Here is a 20697-nt window from a genome sequence, read left to right as displayed (position 1 = left end):
CGTCTAATGTGCCTTCATGGCTGCTGATCGCCCCATTATTTCCCGTGCTACGCGCAACGCTGTGCGCCGACTGGTGACCAATCTCTACGTCGCGGCGATTGCGGAGTACTGGGAGAGCGAGAACTTCGCGCGGAGCGAGATAGCTGCACCTCGCCAAGGAGGAGCCCGCCAGCAGACTTTCGACGCGTATGAGGCTTCAGTCGACTGGGACAACGAGGAGCACACGCACAGGGCCTTGCGCGTGTTCGAGACGTTGCTGCGTCGTCTCGATCGCGAGAGCCGGAAGCTCGGTGCCAACGGTATCGACCCCTCTGAGCTGGAGGAGCTTCGCGAGGTACTGAACCGTGACGGCTATCTGTTGGACGAGGACCTTCGTGTGCAGCCCGCACCCACCGCCGCCGATCCAGGTCGGCGGGCAACGTCCATCCCTGCCGACGCACAGCACATCTCCCAGGTCACGCGCAAGCGGCTCTTCAAGTACCTGAAGAACAGGGAAGTGCAGTGGTTCGGCGATCTCGACGAGATTGCCTTCCTCAGCCGGCTCTATGCCCTTGAGGAGCTCCCCAGCTCAGACGTCAGGTTTGATGACGCAGAAGACGACATCACGCAGCACCGGTACAACAACTACGACTGGGAAAACGATTGGATCTTCATCGATGACCGGTTCGGGCTGCGCAACGGTCCGGATGTTGTACTCCTGCGGTTCCTGTCGGAGATGGTTCATCCCGAAGTGCGCTCTGATGATGCTGAGGCTGCCCTTCTGGCCGAACTCGTGGACAGCATGGTGCGCCGTGACGGCTATGCCTTTGTGCCCGTGGCCGACATCAGCGGCTACCCCGTCTACGGGGCGCGCCGCCTAACCGAGGCAGCAGCTGACGTCGCGCCTAGTGGCGGGCCTTCGCGGTATACGCCCCGCCCAGGGGCCTCCGAGTTCGAGCGGATGGCCACTGCGATCTGGGGCAGGCCGGGCGCGGACAGCGAGCCTGATCAATCAGATCCCGATCACCAAGAGACCGAAGTCGACGCCGCGCCTTCGCGGTATACGCCCCGGCCAGGGGCCTCCGAGCTTGAGAGAATGCTCACCGCCGCCTGGGGCAGGCCGGGCGCGAACAGCGAGCCTGATCAATCAAGCCCGGATGACCAAGAGACCGAGGCTGCTGTGCCTGGCCAGGACACTCGAGCGGGTGACCTACCGGGTCCGTTGGGGGTCTACGCGGCGGTGCAAGGCGTCGCCCGTGGGCAGCGTAAAGACTATGCCCTGGAGAGGCTTCCGATGAAGGTAGGCGGCCAGGCAGAGGTCTTCGAGGCCACCCACAAGGCCACAGGTGTCCGTGTCGCCTTCAAGCGCCGCCTCTCCTGGCGGGAGACGCCTGCAGCACGTATGCGGCGTGAGATCGAAGTCGCCCGGGACCTCAACTCGCACCCGAACTACGTGCCGATCCTTGACGCCAACCCTGTGGAGGGCTGGCTGGTCATGCCGCTGGCTGAATGTACTGCCGAGGACCGTCGCGAGCAGCTCAAGGACCCCCCAAAGCTGAGGGAGTTGGTGGACGCGCTCCTCAACGTGCTTGAGGTCGCGCACGACGCCCAGACGGATGGCTGGATGCACCGCGACGTGAAGCCCTCCAACATTCTCTTGCTCGACGGACGGTGGAGACTAGGCGACTGGGGTGTCGTGCGGCGGCCTCGCGGACAGACAACTTCCGACCGCACCCGCGCGGAGGTCGGCACCGACGGCTTTGCCGCGCCGGAGTTGTTCATCAACGCTCACGATGCCACCCCAGCTGCGGATATTTATGGCGTCGGTCGTGTCATTGCTTGGGCGCTGACGGGGGTCGTCCCTGTGATGACCCAGCGGCTGCTGCCCGCGGCAGGGCCGTGGAGGGAGATCGTCCGGGCGGCGACCGTGCGCGACCCCCACAGCCGCCCCCAGACGACTGCTGCCCTCCGCCGACTGATTCAGGAGAAGCTCGCCGGCCCGGTGCTGACTCCAGCAGAACGAGGCGAGTCCTTGCTATCCAATGCCCACAGCGGCGACCCAGAGCTCTTGGATTCTTTCCTCTCCTTCACCGCCGACCATCCAGAGGACCAGGACCTGTACATCGGAGTGCTGACTCAGCTCAAGCCCGAGACGGCGGCTGAGGGACTGATGCGTCTGCCAGCTGAGGCGGAGCTGCTCGTCGAGGCGCTGAGCTCTCATGCTTCGGCCCAACAGCGTCGTATCCAGTTCACGGAGGCCCACCGTGCCATCCTCTGGCTTCAGCGTGTCTCCGCCTTTGCCGCTTCCGCCGGCTCCTGGGACCTGATGGACGAGACGGCGCGCGCGATGTGCGTATGGGACAGCACCTGGGACCAGTACCGGCCTCGGGACGTGATCGCCGCATGGCTGCTCACCCTGCGGGGCGAGGCCGCGGTCCTCATGGCGTCAGCCCTCGAAGACCACCCCATTAGCGCGTTCCACTTCCGGACCCTACTCGACCAGCAAGCATTGGCGCCTCAGATCCGTGCAGCCATCGGCAAGGGAGCCCGCACACAGAGAACGTGAGAAAACCCGGGCGCAAAACGAGACAGGAACCGGAGGCTGTGGGGCAACTTCATCGGAGTCCGGATCGCCCGCAGGGACACCGAGTCCAGCGAACGATCGGGTCGCCGAAGATGAGTGATCGAGAGGACGATGTCGTGGCTGTCAGGCTGTGCCCTCGATACGAGCACAATGCTCGCAGCTGCCGGGCACTTCTCGGTCTCGCCGCAGCTCTGTGCTGCTGCAAGAGACTCGTCCACCTGACCACGTAGGACACGGTCTAAGCGGGTGCACGTCTGGTCCGCAGGGGGTGAGCATGCTCTGCCCCGGTCTCACGAAGTCGGGGCGGAGCATGCTCCGAGAAGCAGCCAGCAGCTCGGATAGGACACGTTTCACGGTAGTGCAGTGAAGCTCCGGCAAATGAATGGCGGGTTCAACTCCCCCGGACCCTGCGCCATCTGCGGCGTGCGTTTTTTCACCCACTCTTCACGGCGCCATCTCATCTGCTACTGAGGCGAGTGATCGTATCCAATATCTCTTCAGATGTGAGGCATGGGCGGAATTTCCCTGCATGCTCTGCAACAGCGCGCCTTGTAGTGCGAGTTAGGCCCCAGAAGGAATACGCCCTGCGCCATCCAGCGTCTTCTCGGCGGTCCAGGGGCCAGCCATTCGCGGCTGCAAGGCGTGCTGTTAGCCTCCTGGGGCTTGTGCTGGTTGTTGGCTATCGGGGGTTTGTGCGTGACGCTCATTATGGCGGCCGCGGCGATATACGGTGTTCTGCAATTGGCTTTGCTGGCCTCGCCGGTGCGGTCCTTGAAGCTCACCACTGTGCTGGTGACGGTTGCGGTCGGCGTGTACGGCAGTGGTGTGATGGCGGTGCTCATCGAGTACTTCTACGCGCGCGCCGCCGTCTCCCATCCGGGCCAGTCGCTGACCGAGGCGATGGGGAACGGCACCTACACCCTCGTCCCAGTCGTCGAGGAACTCGCGCAGATCGCGCCACTGGTGCTGGCCGGAGTGAACCTGAAGATCCGCTCGCAGCTGGGCTTCGCCGACTTCGTCGTTCTGGGTGCGGCGACCGGTGCTGGGCTCGGCCTGCTGGAGGTCCTGCTCTCGCACATGCTGGACGCCCAGCGGGCCTTCCCACTGCCGGGCGGCGGGGGCTGGATGCTGTCGGGCGGGATCGGCAGCATCGGCAAGGGCTCCCCCTACATTCCCGACTGGTCGACCGTGCTGAGCACTTGGCTGCCGAACTCATTGGGCACCCTGGACTTCAGCTTCACGGAGACGAGCCTGGGCATCAACCTGCACCTGGTCTGGGGAGCCATCGACGGGCTGGGCGTGGCGCTGTTGCTGCGAGCCCCTGGGTGGCGTCGACTGCTGGGCCTGCTGCCGCTGGTGTACGCGATCGGGCACCACGCGCTGTTCAACTACACCGGCGGCGGGTCGGCCGGAGCCGGGTGGGCCAAGACTCTGTTCAAGTTCCCCGACGCCGTCCTGGAGTGGGCGCCCTTGGCCTGTCTGGTGCTCGCCATGGCACTGGACTACACGGCGATACGCCGGGGTCGACAAGCCATGCCCGCCATCCTGCTGGACGCCGAGCGCGAGGGCCGCACCGGACTGGCCGCGTTGGGCGGGTTCGCGGCTTGGCGCGTGCCGTGGAGTCTGCTGATCGCGCTGCGCTTCGCCCGCATGCGCAGGTCCCTTTGCTATGCCGCCGGGCGCGTCCCGCCTGACCGCTTGCAGAGCCTGCACTCCGCGGTGGCTGACACCGCGGCGCGGATGAACGCCTCCAACCACCAGGGTGCCTGGGAGACGGCCCGGGTGCGCAGCCTGCTCAAGTCGGCACACCACCTGCGGCCCTGGCGGCGCCGCTGGCCAATGCTGGTCATCCCGCTCATCCTGATGACGCCGTCGCTGCTCTTCCTCGGCGTGGGCTCATTTACGTCCACGAAGGATCTTCAGAAGTGGTTCACCACCGGTAACGGCCCACGGATCCTGCTGTGGTTCGGCATTGCGGCCCTGGCCTGGACGCTGCTGCAGCTGATTCTCCTACTGCGCGCCTGGCGGAAGACGAGGCAGCAGCCACTCGCTGAGATCGTCGCGCTGATACGGCTGCGTTTGTGGGCGGCAGCCGGATCACTTCTCACTGGGGGCCTGCTGCTGTTCGTCCACTACCGCCAGGGCGAGCCGCTGGACGGAGATGCAACCGGACCGGCGGCGATGCTTCTGTCGTTCTTGGAGGACCTCGAACTGTATGCGGGCATCGCTCTGACGATCCTCTCGCTCATCGCGCTGATCATGCTGTTCCCGCCCGGAGGGCTGGCTCTCGCGGGCGGTGGAGTCCTCGCCGGTGCAGCCGCTACTGAAGCTGCGGTTCATGCGGGGGCCCTCGGCGTAGCAGGCATCGCCCTCATGGGTCACGGTGCATCCGGGGGCTCAGGGGGCGGTTCGAATGCCTGGCCCAGGAGTAAGCGCAAGGGACGGACCAAGCCAGAGCACCGTGCGGACGTTCGTGGCGATGAGGGAAAGAATGGCTCCCATACCATCGATCGGCACGTCGACAAGACCATCAGCGGCATGCGCAGGCGCCTACGCGAAAATCCAGGACTGAAGGCGGACTCACGCTTCACCGGAGAAGCCAAGGCCCAGCACTTCACCGAAGAAACATTGGCACGCCCCAAGAATCAGCGAAAGATATCAAACTGGCTCGGCAAAGGGCCGAAGGGAAAGCTGGAACTGGATGCCGATTTCCCTGGGCAACAAACCGGTCTCCATCTGACCCGCTACAACTTCACACATGGGGAGCCAACGAGCTGGGTGAGCAGAGTACGCGTCGTCCTCAAGGCAGACCCGTCAACTCCGTCCGGGTACCGTGTTCTCACCTCGTATCCACAGCCGTAACCCCCGTCCCGATGGAGCCGCTATGACCAGTCACTTTAAGCCCGGAGAACGCTTCTACGAATTGGACAGTCTCCTCGAAGCCTATGCCCAGAACGGTTTCGCCTTCTCCGACACACCGGATACCCCTGGCCCCGGCCTGGCCTCATACCTCAGAATTGCCGCACGAAATCCTGAGCGAGCCGCGACTGCAGTCCGGCAGATCGACGACCTCCTGGCCACAGGGCTCTTCTCCGAGGAAATCGCAGATGAAGTGGAGTACCTTCCGCGGGTTCAACCCCCCATCGGCATGAGCGTGGAGGACTGCTTGCGGATCGCGCGGGACCACATCCAGGCTGTTGCGCAGCATCCAGGGCAAGACCTCTGGAGCAAGCCTGAGACCAGGTGGGAATGGAGGGAAAGGTTCCCAGGGATCTCTGAACTGCTGGGCGCCTACTTCAACCAGGATCATCCGGACGAGTACGCCTCACACGATGAGGCTCTCAACGACTACCTCTCCGCCACCCCCGGCGACGACCTCGATCGTGTCATGCGTGAGGTACCTGAACTGCTCTCGCTTGTGCAATCCGAGAGCGAACTGGACCAGGTCACTGAGACGTTGGGGCTCGAAATTCTGCCGCCAAACGGTGCCACACTCCGACAGTGGTTCGACTATCTCGGGTCCGCGATCGCCACCTATCGTCAGAGTCATCCATAAACCAGGGCTGCTCCAAAGTCCTTTGATCTTGGTGTCGTTGCTGGTCGCGGCGTCAGGCCGAGGAGATCGAGTGGACAGGTGAAGGGCCGTAGGGCATCTCCCGGAGGCTGACGGCGATGCTGGTGCGAAGCATGCCGTCGATGCCGTTGAGGGTGTCCGAAATGCTGATGATGTCGATCCAGCAGTGTCCGACGTGGCCGTCCTGGCAGATGCTGTCGGGGTGTTCGACGGTGACGGCGAAGATGAAGACGCGAGTGACTTGGCCCCGGTCATCCAGGCGGCCGTTGTGGCCGAGGCAGCGGCCGACAGCGCCCCCACCACGCCAAACTTCGGTGCGGGGGCGCCGCGTGTTCGACTTGGGATTCGCCTACAGCCCGTCGGTGTTCAGCTCAGCCAGGTGCTCCCGCAGGAACCGGTGCGTCTGCTCGTCGGTGGCAAGGTCTTCGTTGTCGAAGCGGCTGTCTGCCCATGACGTCTTGCCGCTGGAGCGGATGCGCAACTCCCCTCCCGTGATCCGGTACCGCCGGTACTCGCGGAAGTTCTTTCCCTCGTAGCTGGTCTCCAGCTCGAAGCCCTCGTTCTGGGCCAGCAGTTGCTGCCGCACTTCCCTCGTCAAGCGCATGATCCCCCACGATTCATAACGGTGGGGGGGATCATGCCACGTCTAAGCCACAACCTGCCCCCTGCTCGGCGGGAAGCAGTGCGAACCTTCTGGCCATCCACGGCTCAGGCGGCCGCGCCGTTCTCGCTCCACACCCGTCCGCACCCCCGGCAGTGCGCGAGCGGCATCCGGCCCTCCCCGCCATGCCATCTATCTGCCCGCCGCACGCGCACCGCTGCTCCAGCGTGCGGCGCTGCGATGTCCAGCGCACGCTCGACCCGGTCGGCGGCCCCTCCCGAGTGGCATCCGACCGCAGGCCAGCGCGGCCGTGGGTGGGGAGACGAGGTGAGCAGGTCTGGGGATACCTTGAGCGCCGGGTGGGGAAATTCAAGGGTCTGGGCGACATCTCATGACGGTCACGATCGCAACAGCACGCGGGTGCGGAGAAGTTGGAATGATCCGTCACACTCTGGGCCCGCGCCTCGTGGGTGGGTGTTGTCAGTGCCGGGTGCGACGATCGCACGCATGACTGAGACGGCTGGCGCGAGTTACGACTGGCGGGGTTTCCTCACGCGGTGGAGCGAGGAGTGGGCGGACGCATGTGATCCCGATGAAGTGCGGGACTCGGGCGATGAGGAGGCCCGTCGCACCCGCTGGCTCGGCTTCGAACCCGCGACGCCCGCGCGTGTCACGGCCCTCGAAGAGCGGCTCGGGCACCGGCTGCCGCCGTCGTACCGGACGTTCCTGGCGGTCACCGACGGCTGGCGGCACGCGGGCGGGTTCGTGTGGCTGCTCGCGGGCACGGAAGAGGCCCGCTGGCACGAGGACGACGCGGGACTCGCCGAGATCTTCCAGGAGGACCTGGGCGAGGATGCGACGCGGGAGGAGGTCCTGGAGGCCACGATCTGGACCCGGGGGCTCGATCTGGCCGTGGAATCCGACGCCATGACCGTCATGCTGGACCCGGAAGACGTGGACGCGCACGGCGAATGGGCGGTGTACACGTGGGCGCCATGGCGGGCCAGCCCTCCGGAACGGCACGCGTCCTTCTGGGAGTTCATGCAGGATGCCTACCGAGAATTCCACAGCCTGCGGGCCCGGGCAGACGACGCGCCGGAATTCGTGAACGCCACGACCGAGTCGCTGGACGCCATGGTGGAGGAGGCGCGGCGTGACGCGCTGCGCGGCGCCTACGAACGGGCCGAAGCGGTCTTCGCGCAGGCGCAGAAGTTCGGCAGGCCCCGCGCCGGGGCGCTGCGGGACCAGATCGTGTGGCTGCTCGGCGACCGCCACGCCAAGCACTTCGACGGGCTCGCTGCCGACCCGGTGTACGCACCGGAGCTGCTGCCCGCCCTGATCGCCGACCGAGGGGAGCGGTCCTGGCGTGACGAAGGGGCATATGAGGGCCACGTGCGTGGCAGGTCCGACGAGGTGCGCGCGCTGGAGCGGGTGGTGCTGCGGCAACTGCGGGAGGGCACCTACGCGTACACCGCGCCAGGCCCGTTTGGCGACGCCGTCGAGACAGCCCGGGAACAGGCACGGTGGGGCGAGACGGACGCGGCCTGGCAGACTCTGCTGACCGCACTGCCCCAGTGGCAGCCGCTGGGCGTTGACCACCTCGCGCCAGTGGGCCTCGTCGCCGACCCGCTGCTTGGGCCGCTGCTCACGCAGGAGCGGGGCCGGGCGCTACTGGCCACTTCCAGAGGTGAGGAGGCGACCGGCAGTTGGGGCGTTCCAGTCGACGAGGACCCCCAGGGCACGGCGTGGCTCGCGGAACGGCCTTCGAACGGCCAGCGCCAAGGTTACCGATTCCTCCTCGTCGAGGGCGTAGAGCCCGACGCGCTGCCCGCCCTCATCGGCGCCGAGGACGGCGCGGAGCTGCTCGAGCCGATGACTCTGTGGGATGCGCGCTCGAAACTGCGGTCGAGTGGGACGTCCTCCTCGTACGACGACAAGGCACTGGTCGCCGTCGGTCGTGCCGGGCACGGCTGGAGCTTCGCATTCGACGGTAAGCCACACCCGTTCAACGAGGCGCGGTTCACCTCCCCGGCCGTCGCCGCCTCACGACATGGCCGTGCCGTGGTGGTCTGGGCCTCGTCCGACCAGTTCGACAGGGGCACCCCCCTGTTCCACCTCTCCGTGGCCGAGCGCGGCACAGAACGTTACGCGTTCACGGTCCTGGGCGATCGGTGCGACCGTTCCGGCGAGATTCCGCAGGCTCTGGACCCGGACCGCCTCTTCCCCGAGGTTCGAAGCGGCGGCGAGAACCGGGAACTGCCGGGCGAGGCCGCCGCCCTGACTGCGATCGCCACGACGTTCGGAGCCACACTGCCCCGATTCGCCCTCGACCACGGCCGACTGCACACCTTTGTCACCCGCTCCTGGACGCGCCCGCCGGGACCCGGCGAGACGTACACAGTCATCACCTTTGGCCCACCTCGGCCAAATACCTCAGACGCGTGAACTCCCTTCTACTGCCCGGCAATTCCCTGGTTCCCGCCCAGCATCGCGATCGCTATAGGCAGTCGATCGTGACCGTCCCGAGATGTCGGCCAGACCCAAACTCAAAGAACGAATGGCTGCGCGACCTCGATGCCGCTAACCGCTGCCACGCCTGCTCGGAACCTATATCCGCGTTTCAAAGTCGGGGCTACCGTTGCGTGGAGCCTCTGCGGTCTGCGGTGGCGGGCAGAGGGGGGCGACCGAGTCCATGAGGAACTGGCTGTACATCCTGGACCCGAAGAAGAATCGGATGGACGGTGGGCCGTCGACGCCAGGCCACGTGCTGGCGCTCGCCCAAGCTGAGCCCCGGCGGGACTGGTGGCTGTCCAGGCGCCGCTACATGCAGCGCGGAGACCGCATCTGGATCTACTTCGCCACCCCAGAGAAGAAGGTCGCGGCGATGGGCTGCGTCGAGGGCGAGCCCTATGGGGTGACCTGGGACGCCGAGTACCCGTGGAGATTTCCCGCGACGCTGCACGAGCGGGCAACGCGCGCACTGAACAACTCCCCTGTGGACCTCATAGAGCTGACCAACCAGCACCCGCAGGGCGTCACCCTCGTCAAGAGCCAGGATCTTCCACTGTTGTTGAAGCGTGCGGGACTGTAACGACGACACCTCCCTAGCGTTCGCGAGATGTGTACCCTACGTCTAGCGAACGCTAGGGAAGGGGCATCATGCCAACGCGTATCAAGTTCAACTTCGGCGACGACGCCACGGAATTCGCCACGAAGCACAGGTCCGACGACGTGGCCCGCGCCCTGTACGACGCCCTCTGTGAGGATCGGACCGCCTCGGCGCCCAAAGCGACAGAGTTCATGGATCTGCTGCGAGATATCGCGCACATCAGCCATCTCATCCAGCACCTGGAAGGCTGGCGTGAGTTGGCGATGGTCAAGGCGGATGAGACCAGCGAGGACGCCGACCGATCCGCGCTGGGCATCGCAGCGAGCATGCCCCCCTCTCGGGTCTACCGAATCTTGGAGCGGAACGGCCGCCCGAGAAAGCGGCAGAAGGGCACTCAGTCCGGCTGTCTGGAGAACGCCGTGCTGGACGAGGGTGGCATCTGGACCCCCTCACGTGCCGTTGAGGTACTGGAGACACTGGGGCACAGCCTCGACGAGAAGCAAGCGCGCAAGCTGCTTCGCGACCTCGCCCACGAGGAAGTACTAGTGAAGGAAGAAGGCCGTCGCGCCCGCTACCGCAAAGCTGGCGAGTGACTACGAGTTCGGACCCAACGGGCAGCAACTCCGTCGCCGACCCGTAACCGCTGAGCTTCGCGCACCTAGGGTCGGCTTCATGAGCACGTACCTGGAGCCCCGCCGCGTTCGGATCGCTGCCCGCCCGGAGGAGTCCGCGGTCATCGAGATCGACGGGCACGATGTCGCATCGGCTGTTGAGGCGTATCGGATCACGCAGACCGTCGACGAGGGCCCCGAGGTCACCTTGTACGTTCAGCAGGGATGGCGTGGCGTGGAGTACGACGGCCTGGCCGAGGTGGTTGTGGAGCCCGCGGACGTGCGGCATGTCGTGATCGGCTTCCTTGAGGCGGTGGACTGGCAGAAGCTCGATGAGGCTGTTCTCGACCGGGATGACCTGGATGGGCGGCCGGGTGAGCTGACCCGCGGGATGCTGGCGCAGCTGAGGGAGTGGGCTGCGGGTGCTTGATCAGTCCGGGCTCGTCCGGTTTGCGGAGCGCCATCTGATGCCGGACAAGGTGCAGGTCAGTCGGGGCAGTGGTGTCGACATGCTCGACCCGGCGACGGGTGACCTTGTGGCGCCACCGCCAGTGACTGTGTACGAGGGCAAGGCGGGGCTTTACGCGCACCAGGAGCGGATCCGCAGCAAGGGTTCGGGGCAGGACGGTGCGTATGTCCAGGAGGTGCGTGCCGGTTACCGGCTGTTGTTGCCGCTTGAGGCTCCGGAGGTCTGGGAGAACGACACTGTCCTCATCGTTGAGGCCCGCGACGAGCAGGCCGTTGGCCGTACGTACCGGGTATCGACGTTGGGTGAAGTGTCGTCATTCCCGGTGCTGCGCACCGTGTGGTTGGAAGAACACAACCAAACGCTGACGGCGCAGTGAGCGGCGGCACATTTCAGAATCCATCCCAGCTGGCGGCAGCGTTGAACCGTGGTGGGAAGGCGGCGGTGTCCGAGGCTGAGACCGCGATGCGGCACGGCGCGAAGGCAATGGTGGTGCAGGTGCAGCGCAATGCCTCCAGCCGCCCGGGCCCAAGGGTGGTCACCGGCAAGTACCGAGCGTCGTGGCAGTCCGGCGTGCACCGGGCCGGGCCCGTGATCGTGGGCGAGGCCGGCACGAATGCTCCGCAGGGCAGGCGGCTGGAGTTCGGGTTCGTCGGCGTTGATTCCTTGGGCCGTCACTACAACCAGCCCCCGTTCCCGCACCTGGGGCCGGCAGTCAATGCCTTCGGACCGCTCCTCGTACGGGAGCTTCGCAACGCGGTCTCGGGAGCGTTGTGAGCGACATGAGCAACAACCTCGAGGACGCCCTGGCTGGTGTGCTCGCCGAGCAGGAGCGGGGACTGCTGGCCCGGGCCGTCGTGGTCGCCGAAGCCTTCGATGAGGACGGTGAGCGGAGTCTGTCGATCCTCACCACGCCCGGGGTAATGGAGTGGGACGCGCTCGGCCTATGCCGGTACGGCGTGCTCAGCATCGAAGGTCCCGCGGCCGCGTACTTCGCCGGAGGCGACCTGTGATCGACCGAGCCCGGGTGACCGAAGGTCTCCAAGAAGTGCTTGGCGTGGCGACGGGTAGGCCGTGCGGCCGTGGTCGGCTGCCGCTCCTCGACGGGCGTCCGGCGCCGTTGCCGTACACGGTTCTGTACCCGCAGGGCGGCTTGGTCGGCGGAGCACCGCTCGCGGACAGGGCTGAGGATGCTGGTCTCGTCTACCAGGTGACGATCGTGGCTGCCCGTACTGATCAGGCCGAGTGGCTCGCGGATCGGGTACGGCAGGCGCTGCTCGGCCGGACGGCGACAGGCGAGTGGTCGAGCCCGATCCCGGCTGCGGGTGTGGATGTGTGGGCGCGGGAGCTGCTGGTCGATGATGGCGTGGAGCCGTCCGGGGCAGACGATGGTGTTGTGACAGCTGCGCAGCGATACGAACTCTCGGCTACGGCCTACTGAGGAGCCTCGGCTCCCAGCGTGAGCTGATAGCGGTCTTGCAGGTGCATGTTGATCAGGGTGTCGAGCCTGTCAGCGAGTCGCGTAAACCACTGCTGCCAGCTGAGTGCACCCGTGATGTTCAAGTCTCCTGGTGTTGTGCCGCGGTGGACGGCCTCGCCTCGGATGCACACAAAATCGTCCAAGTTCGCGATCAACCGATCCGAAGACACGCCTTGCCACGCGCACTGCTCTATGGCCTTCGAAAGATCGAGGGTCTGCTCCAGCAGCTTGTTCACGTTGTCGGTCTTGGGAGTGTTCAGTGCGTCGACCAGGCCGTCCACGCATTGCAGCGTGTAGGTCTTCCAGCCGTCACCAGCCAGGACCCACGGGTTCTTGTTCTTGGCCTGGGTGGTGACGCGGTGGCGAAGCGCGTCCGGAAGGCTGTCGGGCGTAACGTCCGGCGTTTCGATGATGGCGTGCACCGCTTCACGGATTACATCCTCGACGTAGGTCTCCCACGCGGTACACAGCAGGATCAACGATGCCCGTACGGCAGGTCCGTTGGGAATTCCCCGGCCGGCGTTGGCGAGAGTCTCAACGTCGGTCAGGGCCGTTGTCATGTTCTGGCGTGCTATGGATGCCATTGTGTCTCCCTGTGTTGATCTCCCGTCCGGCACACAGTCATAGCGGGACCAGGCCAGTCGTGTGGCACTTCTTCCGATCTTTGGCCGGATGCCGGAACTGACGGCGGTAGCGTTGGCGGCAGTATGGTGATCTACATGCAGATCATGCAGCCTGCCGTTCCTGGTTGAGCTGTGGCCTGAATCCTTACCGCGGAGGCCCCGCGCGGACGCCCACCCGATACCGGGATGGGCCGGTTCCCCGACACGTCGTCGAGGGACGGGGCCCCCAACTCGCGTGACTGGCTGCCGTCCCGGAATCGGACAGCAGACCTTGCAGGTTAAGAAGTTCTCCCGGCGCGGAGTGACGCGCGTCCTGTGGCTTAAGAGCGTCACCGACGCAGGCCACGTCCCGACCCGCGCCGAGCTCACGGCCGGCACTGACCTGACCGACACGATCGCGGCGATCGACGGTTGGACGCTCCAGAACCAAGCCATCGAAACCCCCGACCTCGGCAGCACCTTTGAGTCGAAGATCCCCGGTACCGATCAGGCCGACGACTCCTCCCTCGGGTTCTACGAGGACAAGGTGTCGGACGAGATCGAGCAGCTGCTGAAGAAGGACGACACCGGCTGGGTCGTCTTCCTCCGCAAGGGCGACGTGGCGGGCTCCCGGTCCATGGATGTGTTCCCGGTGCGGATCGGTTCGCGCTCGCCGAACTATTCGACGGACAACGAGGCCGCGAAGTTCACGGTGAACTTCTCGATCACGGAGAAGCCGACTCAGGACGCGGCCGTACCGGCTGCCGTGCCGCCGAAGGTCGAGAAGTGATGCCGGTGTCCACGGAGACCAAGACCACTCCTGCCCCGTCGGCCAAGGCTGCTCCCCGGGATGCGCATTGGGCGAGCAAGCTGGCCCGGCTGCGTGCCCGCCAGCTGCCTGAGTACACGCTGGTGATCTGTGACGACCAGGACGCCAAGCAGCACCTGGACGAGATGCTGCGGGACCTTGCCCGCTGTCGCATGGCGGATGCGGAGAACGGCCGCGCGCACAGCGACGCGACTGCGAAGGCGGAGGAGGAGGTCGAGGTTGCGCAGGAGTTCTTCGACAATCTCTCGATCGAGCTGACCTTCAAGGCGCTGCCGCGGCCCATCCTGGATGGGCTGATCAAGAGGTTCCCTCCGACCGAGGCGCAGGCCGAGGACGGGGACGCGTGGAACCCGGAGACGTTCCCCGCGGCCCTGGTCGCCGCCGCGCATATCGAGCGGGACGACGAACGCAACGCCGTTGAGGGCATGAGCGAGGACGATGCTCAGGACCTGCTCGACTCGTGGCCAGTTGCCGAGTCCAACGCGCTGTTCGCAGCGGCGTGGCAGGCGCAGCAGATCGTCCGTACGTCGACGGTGGAGCTGGGAAAAGGCTGATCACGGATGTACAGCTCCGCACTGAGTTGGAGCTGTGTGACCGTTGGGGTATCCCGCACTCGCGGTTTCTTGGTGCAGGCGATGGCCGTTGGACTGAGCTGGACAGGGCGAAGGCCCTGTCGTTCGTGGCGTTTCAGCGGACGGTGTGTGATCAGTGCGGGATCCGGTCGGCTGAGTGGGATGAGCAGCAAGGTGGTGACCGGTTCGCGTATGTCACCACGAGTGTGCGCTGCACCGGCTGTGAGCTGATCGCGCACGAGCAGGACCAGGTGCCTGACGGCCCAGACGGGTACGGGGTGCGCATCGGCCTGGTGCCACGCGCCGTACGGTAGCGGGTGGTTGAGGGTTGGGGGCTAGGAGAGGCGCGGGGAGGTAGGGGCACCGGTAGGTGTCGTCGTACACGCTCAGCGTTCAGGCGCGAGCGGACTTCTCCCATCTCCTGTCGGAGATCCGGCAGGCCTCCCGCGCCATGCGCGGCCTGGGCCGAGACACCGCCACCCTCAACCGGCACCTCAACCAGATCGGGACCGGTGCTCGCGGATCTTCTGCCGGGTTGCGGGGCCTTACGCGTGACTCCGATCGTGCCCGTGCTGGGCTGCGCCGTGTCGGTGCGGACGGGCACGCGTCGATGCGGGAGCTCCGCCACGGGCTGCTCGGCGCCCGGCAAGAGGCCCACCACCTGCGTGGTCTCCTGGTCGGTGGCGGCATCGTCGCCGGCATCGCGGAGATCGCGAAGGAAGGCAACGAGTACCAGCGGGCCATCAACAAGTGGGGCGCGGTCACCAACGCGTCCGGCCTGGAGATGGTGCAGGCCGCAGCGAAGGCCCGTGAGCTCGGCGCCGACCTCAAGATCCCCGGCACATCCGCGGCGAAGGCCGCGGACTCGATGCTGGAGCTGGCCAAGGCCGGCCAGACCAGTACGTCGTCCATCGCGAACGCGCGGGCTGCGATGCAGCTCGCCGCTGCGGACAATCTCTCGGCCGCGGACGCCGCCCGGTATTTGGGCGACGTCATGGACCAGTTCGGGCTCAGCTCGAACAACGCAGGCCAGGCTGCCGACGTACTCGCAGCGTCGGCGAACGCCGCCTCGGGTGGGCTCAAGGACATCTACTACGCGATGTCCTACACGGGCCCGGTCGCCGCCCAGCTCGGCATCTCGATCGAGGACACGTCGGCGGCGGTAGCGATGCTGGCTCGCTCCGGCATCCTCGGGTCCAAAGCAGGAACGTCCCTGCGCGGGATGCTCACCAACCTGTCCCGTCCGACCGCGCGGATGAAGCAGGGCCTGGCCGAGCTCGGTATCGAGGCATGGGATACGCAGGGCAACTTCAAGGGCCTGCGCACGGTAATCGAGGGCTTCGAGAAGGCCCAGAACCGCATGTCCCAGAAGGACTTCCTGGGTTCCCTCGCCGATGTTGTCGGCAAACCGGCGCTGGCGGGTGCGTCCGCTCTGGCGCATCAGGGTGTCGAGTCTTTCGACCAGATGCACACGGCCATCGCCCGCACCGGAGCCGCCGGGGAGATCGCCGCCTCGCAGACCAAGGGCCTGGCCGGCGCAGTCGCACAGCTCAAGACCCAAGCCTCGAACACGGGACAAGTTCTCTACACGGAGGCGGCACCGGGACTGGAGAAGGTCACTCGGCTGCTGACCTCAGGCATGGCTGCGGCCACCCCCGGAATGGCTGCGGCCATCGATTACATGCACGACCTGTACACGTTGGCCGGGCCGTCCGTTTCCAAGGCCATCTCGGCAGGTTGGGACGAGGTCGGTGAATCGCTCGGGGGTCTGGGCGGGCCGCTGAAGGACCTCGCCTTCGACACCGCGGCTGCGGGGGTGAACATCCTTGTCAATGGCGGCCGGGCCCTCATCGACATCCTGCGCAACGTTGGTTCGGCCGCCTCCCCTGTCGCCGACGCCATCGGGGATGTGGCGGAGGAAGCGGATGCGGGCGGGACGGCGCTCGACATCATCGTCACCGCCCTGAACCTGGTGTCCTCGACCGCTGGCACCGTGTCGGGCGCGCTGCTCCCTATCGGGCACGTCGTGGCTGGGCTGGTGCGCGGCTTCGGGGCTCTTCCGGGCCCGGTGCAGACTGCGATCGTCGCGATGCTCCTCGCCCGCCGCGTCACGCCGGTGTTCCAGCGGTTGGGCAGCACCATCGCGGGTCCGGTCACGGGCGCGTACCGATCCCTCGGGGACCAGATGCGGGTCCAGCAGCGACTCGCGGCGGCGGAGGGGCAGTCCATTGGCCGGATCGGTCAGGCCCTCGCAGTGGTGCAGACCCGCATCCCGGTGGTGGGGCAGATGTCCAGCGCGTTCCGTAACGCCTCCGGCCCGATCACGGGGGTGGCTCGTGCGATCGGCACTGGAGTTGGTGGTGCGGCCCGCGGTCTGATGGGGGCGCTGGGCGGTCCGTGGGGTGTGGCGATCGCTGCTGCCGGTGTCGGGCTGTCGATGCTCGCCTCCCACCAGCAGAAGGCCGCCCAGGCGGCGGCCGAGCATCAGTCGCGGATCAGCAGCCTCACCCAAGCTCTGCGCGAGTCGAACGGTGCCGTAACGGACAGCGTCCGTACTGCGGCTGCTCAGTCGCTGATGGACACCAAGGTCCTCGACGGCAAGGAGCGCCTGGTCGACGTCATGTCGAAGGCTGGGGCGCCGGTCAAGGGCCTGACTGACGCCTATCTCAGCCAGGACGACGGGCTAGGAAGGCTCCAGAAGCGCATGGAGGATGTTGCCGCGATCAACCTGGAGCCGGTGCGTGGCGGCGGTGTCGCGTACACCGACGTGGGCGAACGTGCACACAAGGCGGCTGAAGCACTCGGTTCGGTCAAGGGCGAGATGTCCCAGGCAGTCAAGGACGCCAGGGACCTCGCCGACGTGAATGGCACCGCGGGCCGTTCCGCGGCGGATGCGGTAGGGCCGTTTGGGAAGTTCTCTGACGCGATGCGCCGCCTGTCGGATACGACGGCAGACGCCGACTCCCGTGCGCGTGGCCTGCATGACGCTCTGGACATCCTCGCGGGCGGTTCAGTGAACCTCTCCGCTGCCGAGGCCCGGCTGAATCGGTCGGTGTCGGATGCAGCCGAGTCGCTGAAAGGGGGTACCGACCACGCGCAGGGGTACGGCAAGTCCCTGCTCAACATGGACGGTTCGCTGTCGACGGTCACCCGCAACGGGCAGAAGTTGTACGACCTGCTGCAGGGCCTGTCGGCGAACTCCGCGGATGCTGCGCTGGCCGCCTACCAGTACGCGGAGGCCAACGGGAAGACGGTTCCGGAGGCGTTGAAGGCCGCGCAGGCGCAGATGGCTACCGCCCGCGACTCGGCGATCTCTACTGCCGAGGGCTTCGGTCTGTCCGCGGAGGCGGCGGCGAAGCTCGCGGACAACGCAGGCCTGGTGCCGGAGCAGGTGTCGATCCTCCTGCAGACGGCTGGCATGGATGAGTCGATGGCTGAACTGCTCGCTGTGCAACAGGCGTTGAAGGCGACACCTGGTCAGAAGACGGTCACCATCTCCACGCTGTCGAACGAGGCCCGCGAGGAGCTGGAGAAGCTCGGCTTCAAGATCAAGGATCTCAAGGACCGAAGGGTCGAGGTCACGGCCCCGACCGATCTGGCGCGCACGGATCTGGACGCGCTGATTTCGAAGATCGCGCAGACTCCCGGCGGCAAACACGTCAGCGTCACCGCGGCGACGGCGGCGACGATCAGCAGCCTGGAGGCTGTCAAGCAGAAGATCTCTGGTGTGCCTGGCGGCAAGACGGTCACCATGCGCGCGCCCACCGGGGAAGCTCGCAAGGAGCTGGAGGATCTCGGTTTCAAGATCAGTGCGGTTCCGGGCAGCAAGAACGTCACGATCGCTGTGCCCACTGGGACCGCTACGAGCAACGTGGCAACGATCCAGGGCGCCATCAACGGGCTGCGCGGCAAGACCATCGGCATCGGTGTCTACAAGACCGAGTACCTCAACACTGTCCGGCAGGGCGGTAATTACGGGCCCTACAAGGACGGGTACCGGCTGGGGAAGGCGGACGGCGGCATCGTCACCTTCGCGGACGGTGGTGTCCGTAAGGAGAACCATGTCGCGCAGATCGCGCGCGGCGGCACGTGGCGGGTGTGGGCGGAGGACGAGACTCAGGGCGAGGCGTATCTCCCTTTGGCCCCCAGTAAGCGGGCGCGGTCGAAGAGCATCCTGAACGAGGTGGCACGGCGCTTCGGCGGGCAGGTCGTCTACAACGCCTCGGGCGGACTGTCCGACTGGTCCTATCAACCTTTGGGCTCGTCCAGCCTGACGATCTCCGATGCCATCTCCAAGTCGCAGCGCAAGGGCAAGGGCGGCAACGAGCACTTCGACCTGCACCTTTTCGAGAAGAATCTGCGCCGCTCGGTGCGCACCGCCCAGGGATGGCGCAACGACCTGTCGACAGTGGTCCGCAGGGCGGGCACGGATGTCGCCAAGGCACTGGAGGAGATGGGCGAAGACGGTATCGCGCTGACGCGGAAGATGGCTCGCGGCTCGAACCGGTACGTGCGCGACATGGCCGCCCAGCTCACCAAGCTCGCCGGTACTGCCCGGGCGACGCTGAATGACTACACCGGCCAGTTGAACAACGCCGTCAAGAACAACAGCGCGTTCCAGAAGAACCTGGCGACGCTCGCCTCGCGCGGGCACACGCCGCTCGCGCAGCGTCTTGCCGAGCAGGGCGATGAGAACGCGGAGGCGCTGGCCGCTCAGGCGGTCAAGGATCGCAAGAAGGCGCAGAAAGCCAACACGGCCGCGAAGAAGGCCGCGACGACCCTCGATGGCGACCAGCTCCCGGACCTGGTGAAGCTCATCGGAGCGTTGTCGAAGAACAAGGGCATCCACTCTGTCGCTGAGGCGACGGGGCTGGCCGAGGACCGGATCATCGAGGTCGGAAACCTCGCAAAGAGTCACATCAGGAAAACGGGCAAGGCGGACCGGTTTCTGTCCGACCTGGTGAAGGCGAACGCGGGGAAGGCGTACGCGAACGGTGGCATCTGGGAGCCGGGCGTGTACTCCTCGTCGCGCGGGCTGATCAAGTTCGCTGAGCCGGAGACTGGCTCCGAGTCCTACATCCCGCATGCCGGTGCCAAGCGTGGCCGGGCGACGGCTGTGCTGGCTGAGACTGCGGACCGGTTCGGGTACGGGCTTGCTCCGCGTCGCCTGGTGGACGCTCATGCGGGGCGCGGCCGGGTGACGGTGGTGCACCAGGCCCCGGCGATCGGACAGCAGACGATCCACGTTTCCGGTTCTGCCGCGACGGCCGATGACATTGCAGCGACGGTCTCGTACCAGATGCGGCGTGCCCGCCGAGGCGGTGTCCTGCGATGAGCGACCTCACGGATTTCCAGCTGGAGATCGCCGGAGTCCGGCTCGGTCACGGTACGAGCGTGCCGGTCGCGCAGGTCGAGGGCTTGGCCCGTCCGGCTGTGCGTGGCGAGCTGGTGGAGCAGCCGAACGCGGACGGTGCCTGGCTTGGCGCGGATTGGTATGAGGCGCGCACGCTGCGCATCGACTGCGCGGTGAAGACTCCGGGCGATCCCGCTGCAGCGGCCCGTATCGTCGCCCAGCTTGAGGAAGCCGCCGACGATCCGCGGGTCCGCACGGTGAGCGGCGCGGTGACCGCCCTGCGGATCAAGTGGCCCGGTGCGCCGGTCCGTGTCCTGTTCGGGCGGCTGCGCAAGGTGGAGGCGTCATGGGAGCGGGCAGCGTTGGGCTGGGTGCCTCTCGACCTTGAGTTCACCGCTCCCGACTCGCGGTATTACGCCGACGTCGAGCAGTCGGTGGGGCTGCGGCTGGGCTGGCTGTCCGGTGGCGGCTTCACCGCGCCCGTGCAGGCTCCGATCCGGGTGAGCGATGGGGACCGGTCAGGGCAGAACCGGCCGGGCTGGGTGACCAACAACGGCACCATCGACGCCTACCCGGTGCTGACGGTGCACGGTCCGTGTGCGAACCCGGTGATCACTCATGTGGTGACGGGCCGGCGCATCGACTTGGGGATCACCGTGCCGGTGGGCGAGTACGTGAGCGTCGATACCCGGCCCGGGCGTCGCACGGTGACGCGGCAGGGCGGCGGCACCGTCGCGAGCACCTCGCCGCTGGGCAGCTTCAGGCTGCCGAAGGGCCGTTCCGAAGTGCGCTGGACCGCTTCCGATCCCACTGCGTCCGCCCGCCTGACGGTGGCGTGGCGTGACGCGTTCAAGACTCTCGTGAACCCGAAGGAGAACCTCGTTCGATGACGCTCGCCCAGGCCCCGCTGCTGGTTAACGGCGCCACTCACAGTGCT

At 66.4% G+C, this 20697-nt stretch carries 17 protein-coding genes and 1 pseudogene; 16 read left to right on the top strand and 2 right to left on the bottom strand.

The features are described 5' to 3' along the window. The first annotated feature begins 16 nt into the window (after nt 1-16). The 4 genes and pseudogenes from ACWFRU_RS17615 (at nt 17) to ACWFRU_RS17600 (ending at nt 6119) form a co-directional block, all read left to right on the top strand. Complete coding sequence (locus ACWFRU_RS17615) at nt 17-2545, top strand: AbiJ-related protein (RefSeq protein ID WP_453687877.1); 2529 nt, start codon at nt 17-19, stop codon at nt 2543-2545. 42 nt (nt 2546-2587) lie between these two features. Next, a pseudogene (locus tag ACWFRU_RS17610) lies at nt 2588-2793 on the top strand (IS5/IS1182 family transposase); the annotation flags it as partial. Nucleotides 2794-3259: 466 nt separating this feature from the next. Continuing rightward, complete coding sequence (locus tag ACWFRU_RS17605) at nt 3260-5425, top strand: RNase A-like domain-containing protein (RefSeq protein WP_453687875.1); 2166 nt, start codon at nt 3260-3262, stop codon at nt 5423-5425. A gap of 22 nt (nt 5426-5447) precedes the next feature. Beyond that, nucleotides 5448-6119 carry a contact-dependent growth inhibition system immunity protein gene (locus ACWFRU_RS17600; RefSeq protein ID WP_453687873.1) on the top strand — a complete coding sequence of 224 codons (672 nt, stop codon included), beginning with the start codon at nt 5448-5450 and terminating at the stop codon, nt 6117-6119. A gap of 367 nt (nt 6120-6486) precedes the next feature. On the opposite strand, the gene ACWFRU_RS17595 is transcribed toward ACWFRU_RS17600, so the two are convergent. Next, nucleotides 6487-6741 (bottom strand): hypothetical protein, encoded by a 255-nt coding sequence (locus tag ACWFRU_RS17595; protein ID WP_453687872.1) that lies wholly within the window; start codon nt 6739-6741, stop codon nt 6487-6489. Between the two features lie 504 nt (nt 6742-7245). On the opposite strand from ACWFRU_RS17595, the gene ACWFRU_RS17590 reads away from it, so the two are divergent. The 8 genes from ACWFRU_RS17590 to ACWFRU_RS17555 all read left to right on the top strand — a co-directional run bounded on the left by ACWFRU_RS17590 (nt 7246) and on the right by ACWFRU_RS17555 (nt 12365). Next, nucleotides 7246-9183: an SMI1/KNR4 family protein gene (locus ACWFRU_RS17590; protein WP_453687870.1), complete on the top strand. Its 1938-nt coding sequence runs from the start codon at nt 7246-7248 to the stop codon at nt 9181-9183. A gap of 247 nt (nt 9184-9430) precedes the next feature. Then, nucleotides 9431-9829, top strand: coding sequence for a hypothetical protein (locus tag ACWFRU_RS17585; protein WP_453687868.1), 399 nt, complete (start codon nt 9431-9433; stop codon nt 9827-9829). Nucleotides 9830-9897: 68 nt separating this feature from the next. Further along, nucleotides 9898-10440 (top strand): hypothetical protein, encoded by a 543-nt coding sequence (locus ACWFRU_RS17580; protein ID WP_453687866.1) that lies wholly within the window; start codon nt 9898-9900, stop codon nt 10438-10440. A 79-nt stretch (nt 10441-10519) separates the two neighbouring features. After that, nucleotides 10520-10888, top strand: a complete 369-nt coding sequence (locus tag ACWFRU_RS17575) for a hypothetical protein (protein WP_453687864.1) — start codon at nt 10520-10522, stop codon at nt 10886-10888. Beyond that, a complete protein-coding gene (locus tag ACWFRU_RS17570; RefSeq protein ID WP_453687863.1) occupies nt 10881-11303 on the top strand; it encodes a DUF6093 family protein in 423 nt (140 codons plus the stop codon). Before ACWFRU_RS17575 ends, ACWFRU_RS17570 begins: the two co-directional genes overlap by 8 nt. Continuing rightward, entirely contained in the window at nt 11264-11701 is a 438-nt protein-coding gene (locus ACWFRU_RS17565; protein ID WP_453687861.1) for an HK97 gp10 family phage protein, read from the top strand. The genes ACWFRU_RS17570 and ACWFRU_RS17565 overlap by 40 nt, the downstream gene beginning before the upstream one ends. A gap of 5 nt (nt 11702-11706) precedes the next feature. Then, on the top strand, nt 11707-11937 hold the full coding sequence (locus ACWFRU_RS17560) for a hypothetical protein (RefSeq protein ID WP_453687859.1): 231 nt from the start codon (nt 11707-11709) through the stop codon (nt 11935-11937). After that, the gene (locus ACWFRU_RS17555) at nt 11934-12365 is read left to right on the top strand and encodes a hypothetical protein (RefSeq protein WP_453687857.1); all 432 of its coding nucleotides are present in this window, start codon (nt 11934-11936) and stop codon (nt 12363-12365) included. The genes ACWFRU_RS17560 and ACWFRU_RS17555 overlap by 4 nt, the downstream gene beginning before the upstream one ends. Here the strand turns inward: ACWFRU_RS17555 and ACWFRU_RS17550 are convergent. Continuing rightward, nucleotides 12359-12988, bottom strand: a complete 630-nt coding sequence (locus tag ACWFRU_RS17550; RefSeq protein WP_453687856.1) for a HEPN domain-containing protein — start codon at nt 12986-12988, stop codon at nt 12359-12361. The two genes, ACWFRU_RS17555 and ACWFRU_RS17550, sit on opposite strands and share 7 nt — an antisense overlap. A 310-nt stretch (nt 12989-13298) precedes the next feature. Between ACWFRU_RS17550 and ACWFRU_RS17545 the strand changes: the two genes are divergently transcribed. From ACWFRU_RS17545 to ACWFRU_RS17530, 4 genes are all read left to right on the top strand, one after another. After that, nucleotides 13299-13796, top strand: a complete 498-nt coding sequence (locus tag ACWFRU_RS17545) for a phage tail tube protein (RefSeq protein ID WP_453687854.1) — start codon at nt 13299-13301, stop codon at nt 13794-13796. Nucleotides 13797-13801: 5 nt separating this feature from the next. Further along, on the top strand, nt 13802-14389 hold the full coding sequence (locus tag ACWFRU_RS17540) for a hypothetical protein (RefSeq protein WP_453687852.1): 588 nt from the start codon (nt 13802-13804) through the stop codon (nt 14387-14389). 388 nt (nt 14390-14777) lie between these two features. Then, nucleotides 14778-19742 (top strand): phage tail tape measure protein, encoded by a 4965-nt coding sequence (locus ACWFRU_RS17535; protein ID WP_453687851.1) that lies wholly within the window; start codon nt 14778-14780, stop codon nt 19740-19742. After that, nucleotides 19739-20650: a hypothetical protein gene (locus ACWFRU_RS17530; RefSeq protein ID WP_453687849.1), complete on the top strand. Its 912-nt coding sequence runs from the start codon at nt 19739-19741 to the stop codon at nt 20648-20650. Before ACWFRU_RS17535 ends, ACWFRU_RS17530 begins: the two co-directional genes overlap by 4 nt. Nucleotides 20651-20697 lie beyond the last annotated feature (47 nt).

It is taken from the genome of Streptomyces sp. NPDC055099, assembly GCF_053607685.1.
Note: the sequence above shows the minus strand (reverse complement) of the source record. Positions and strands in the feature narration are given on the sequence as shown.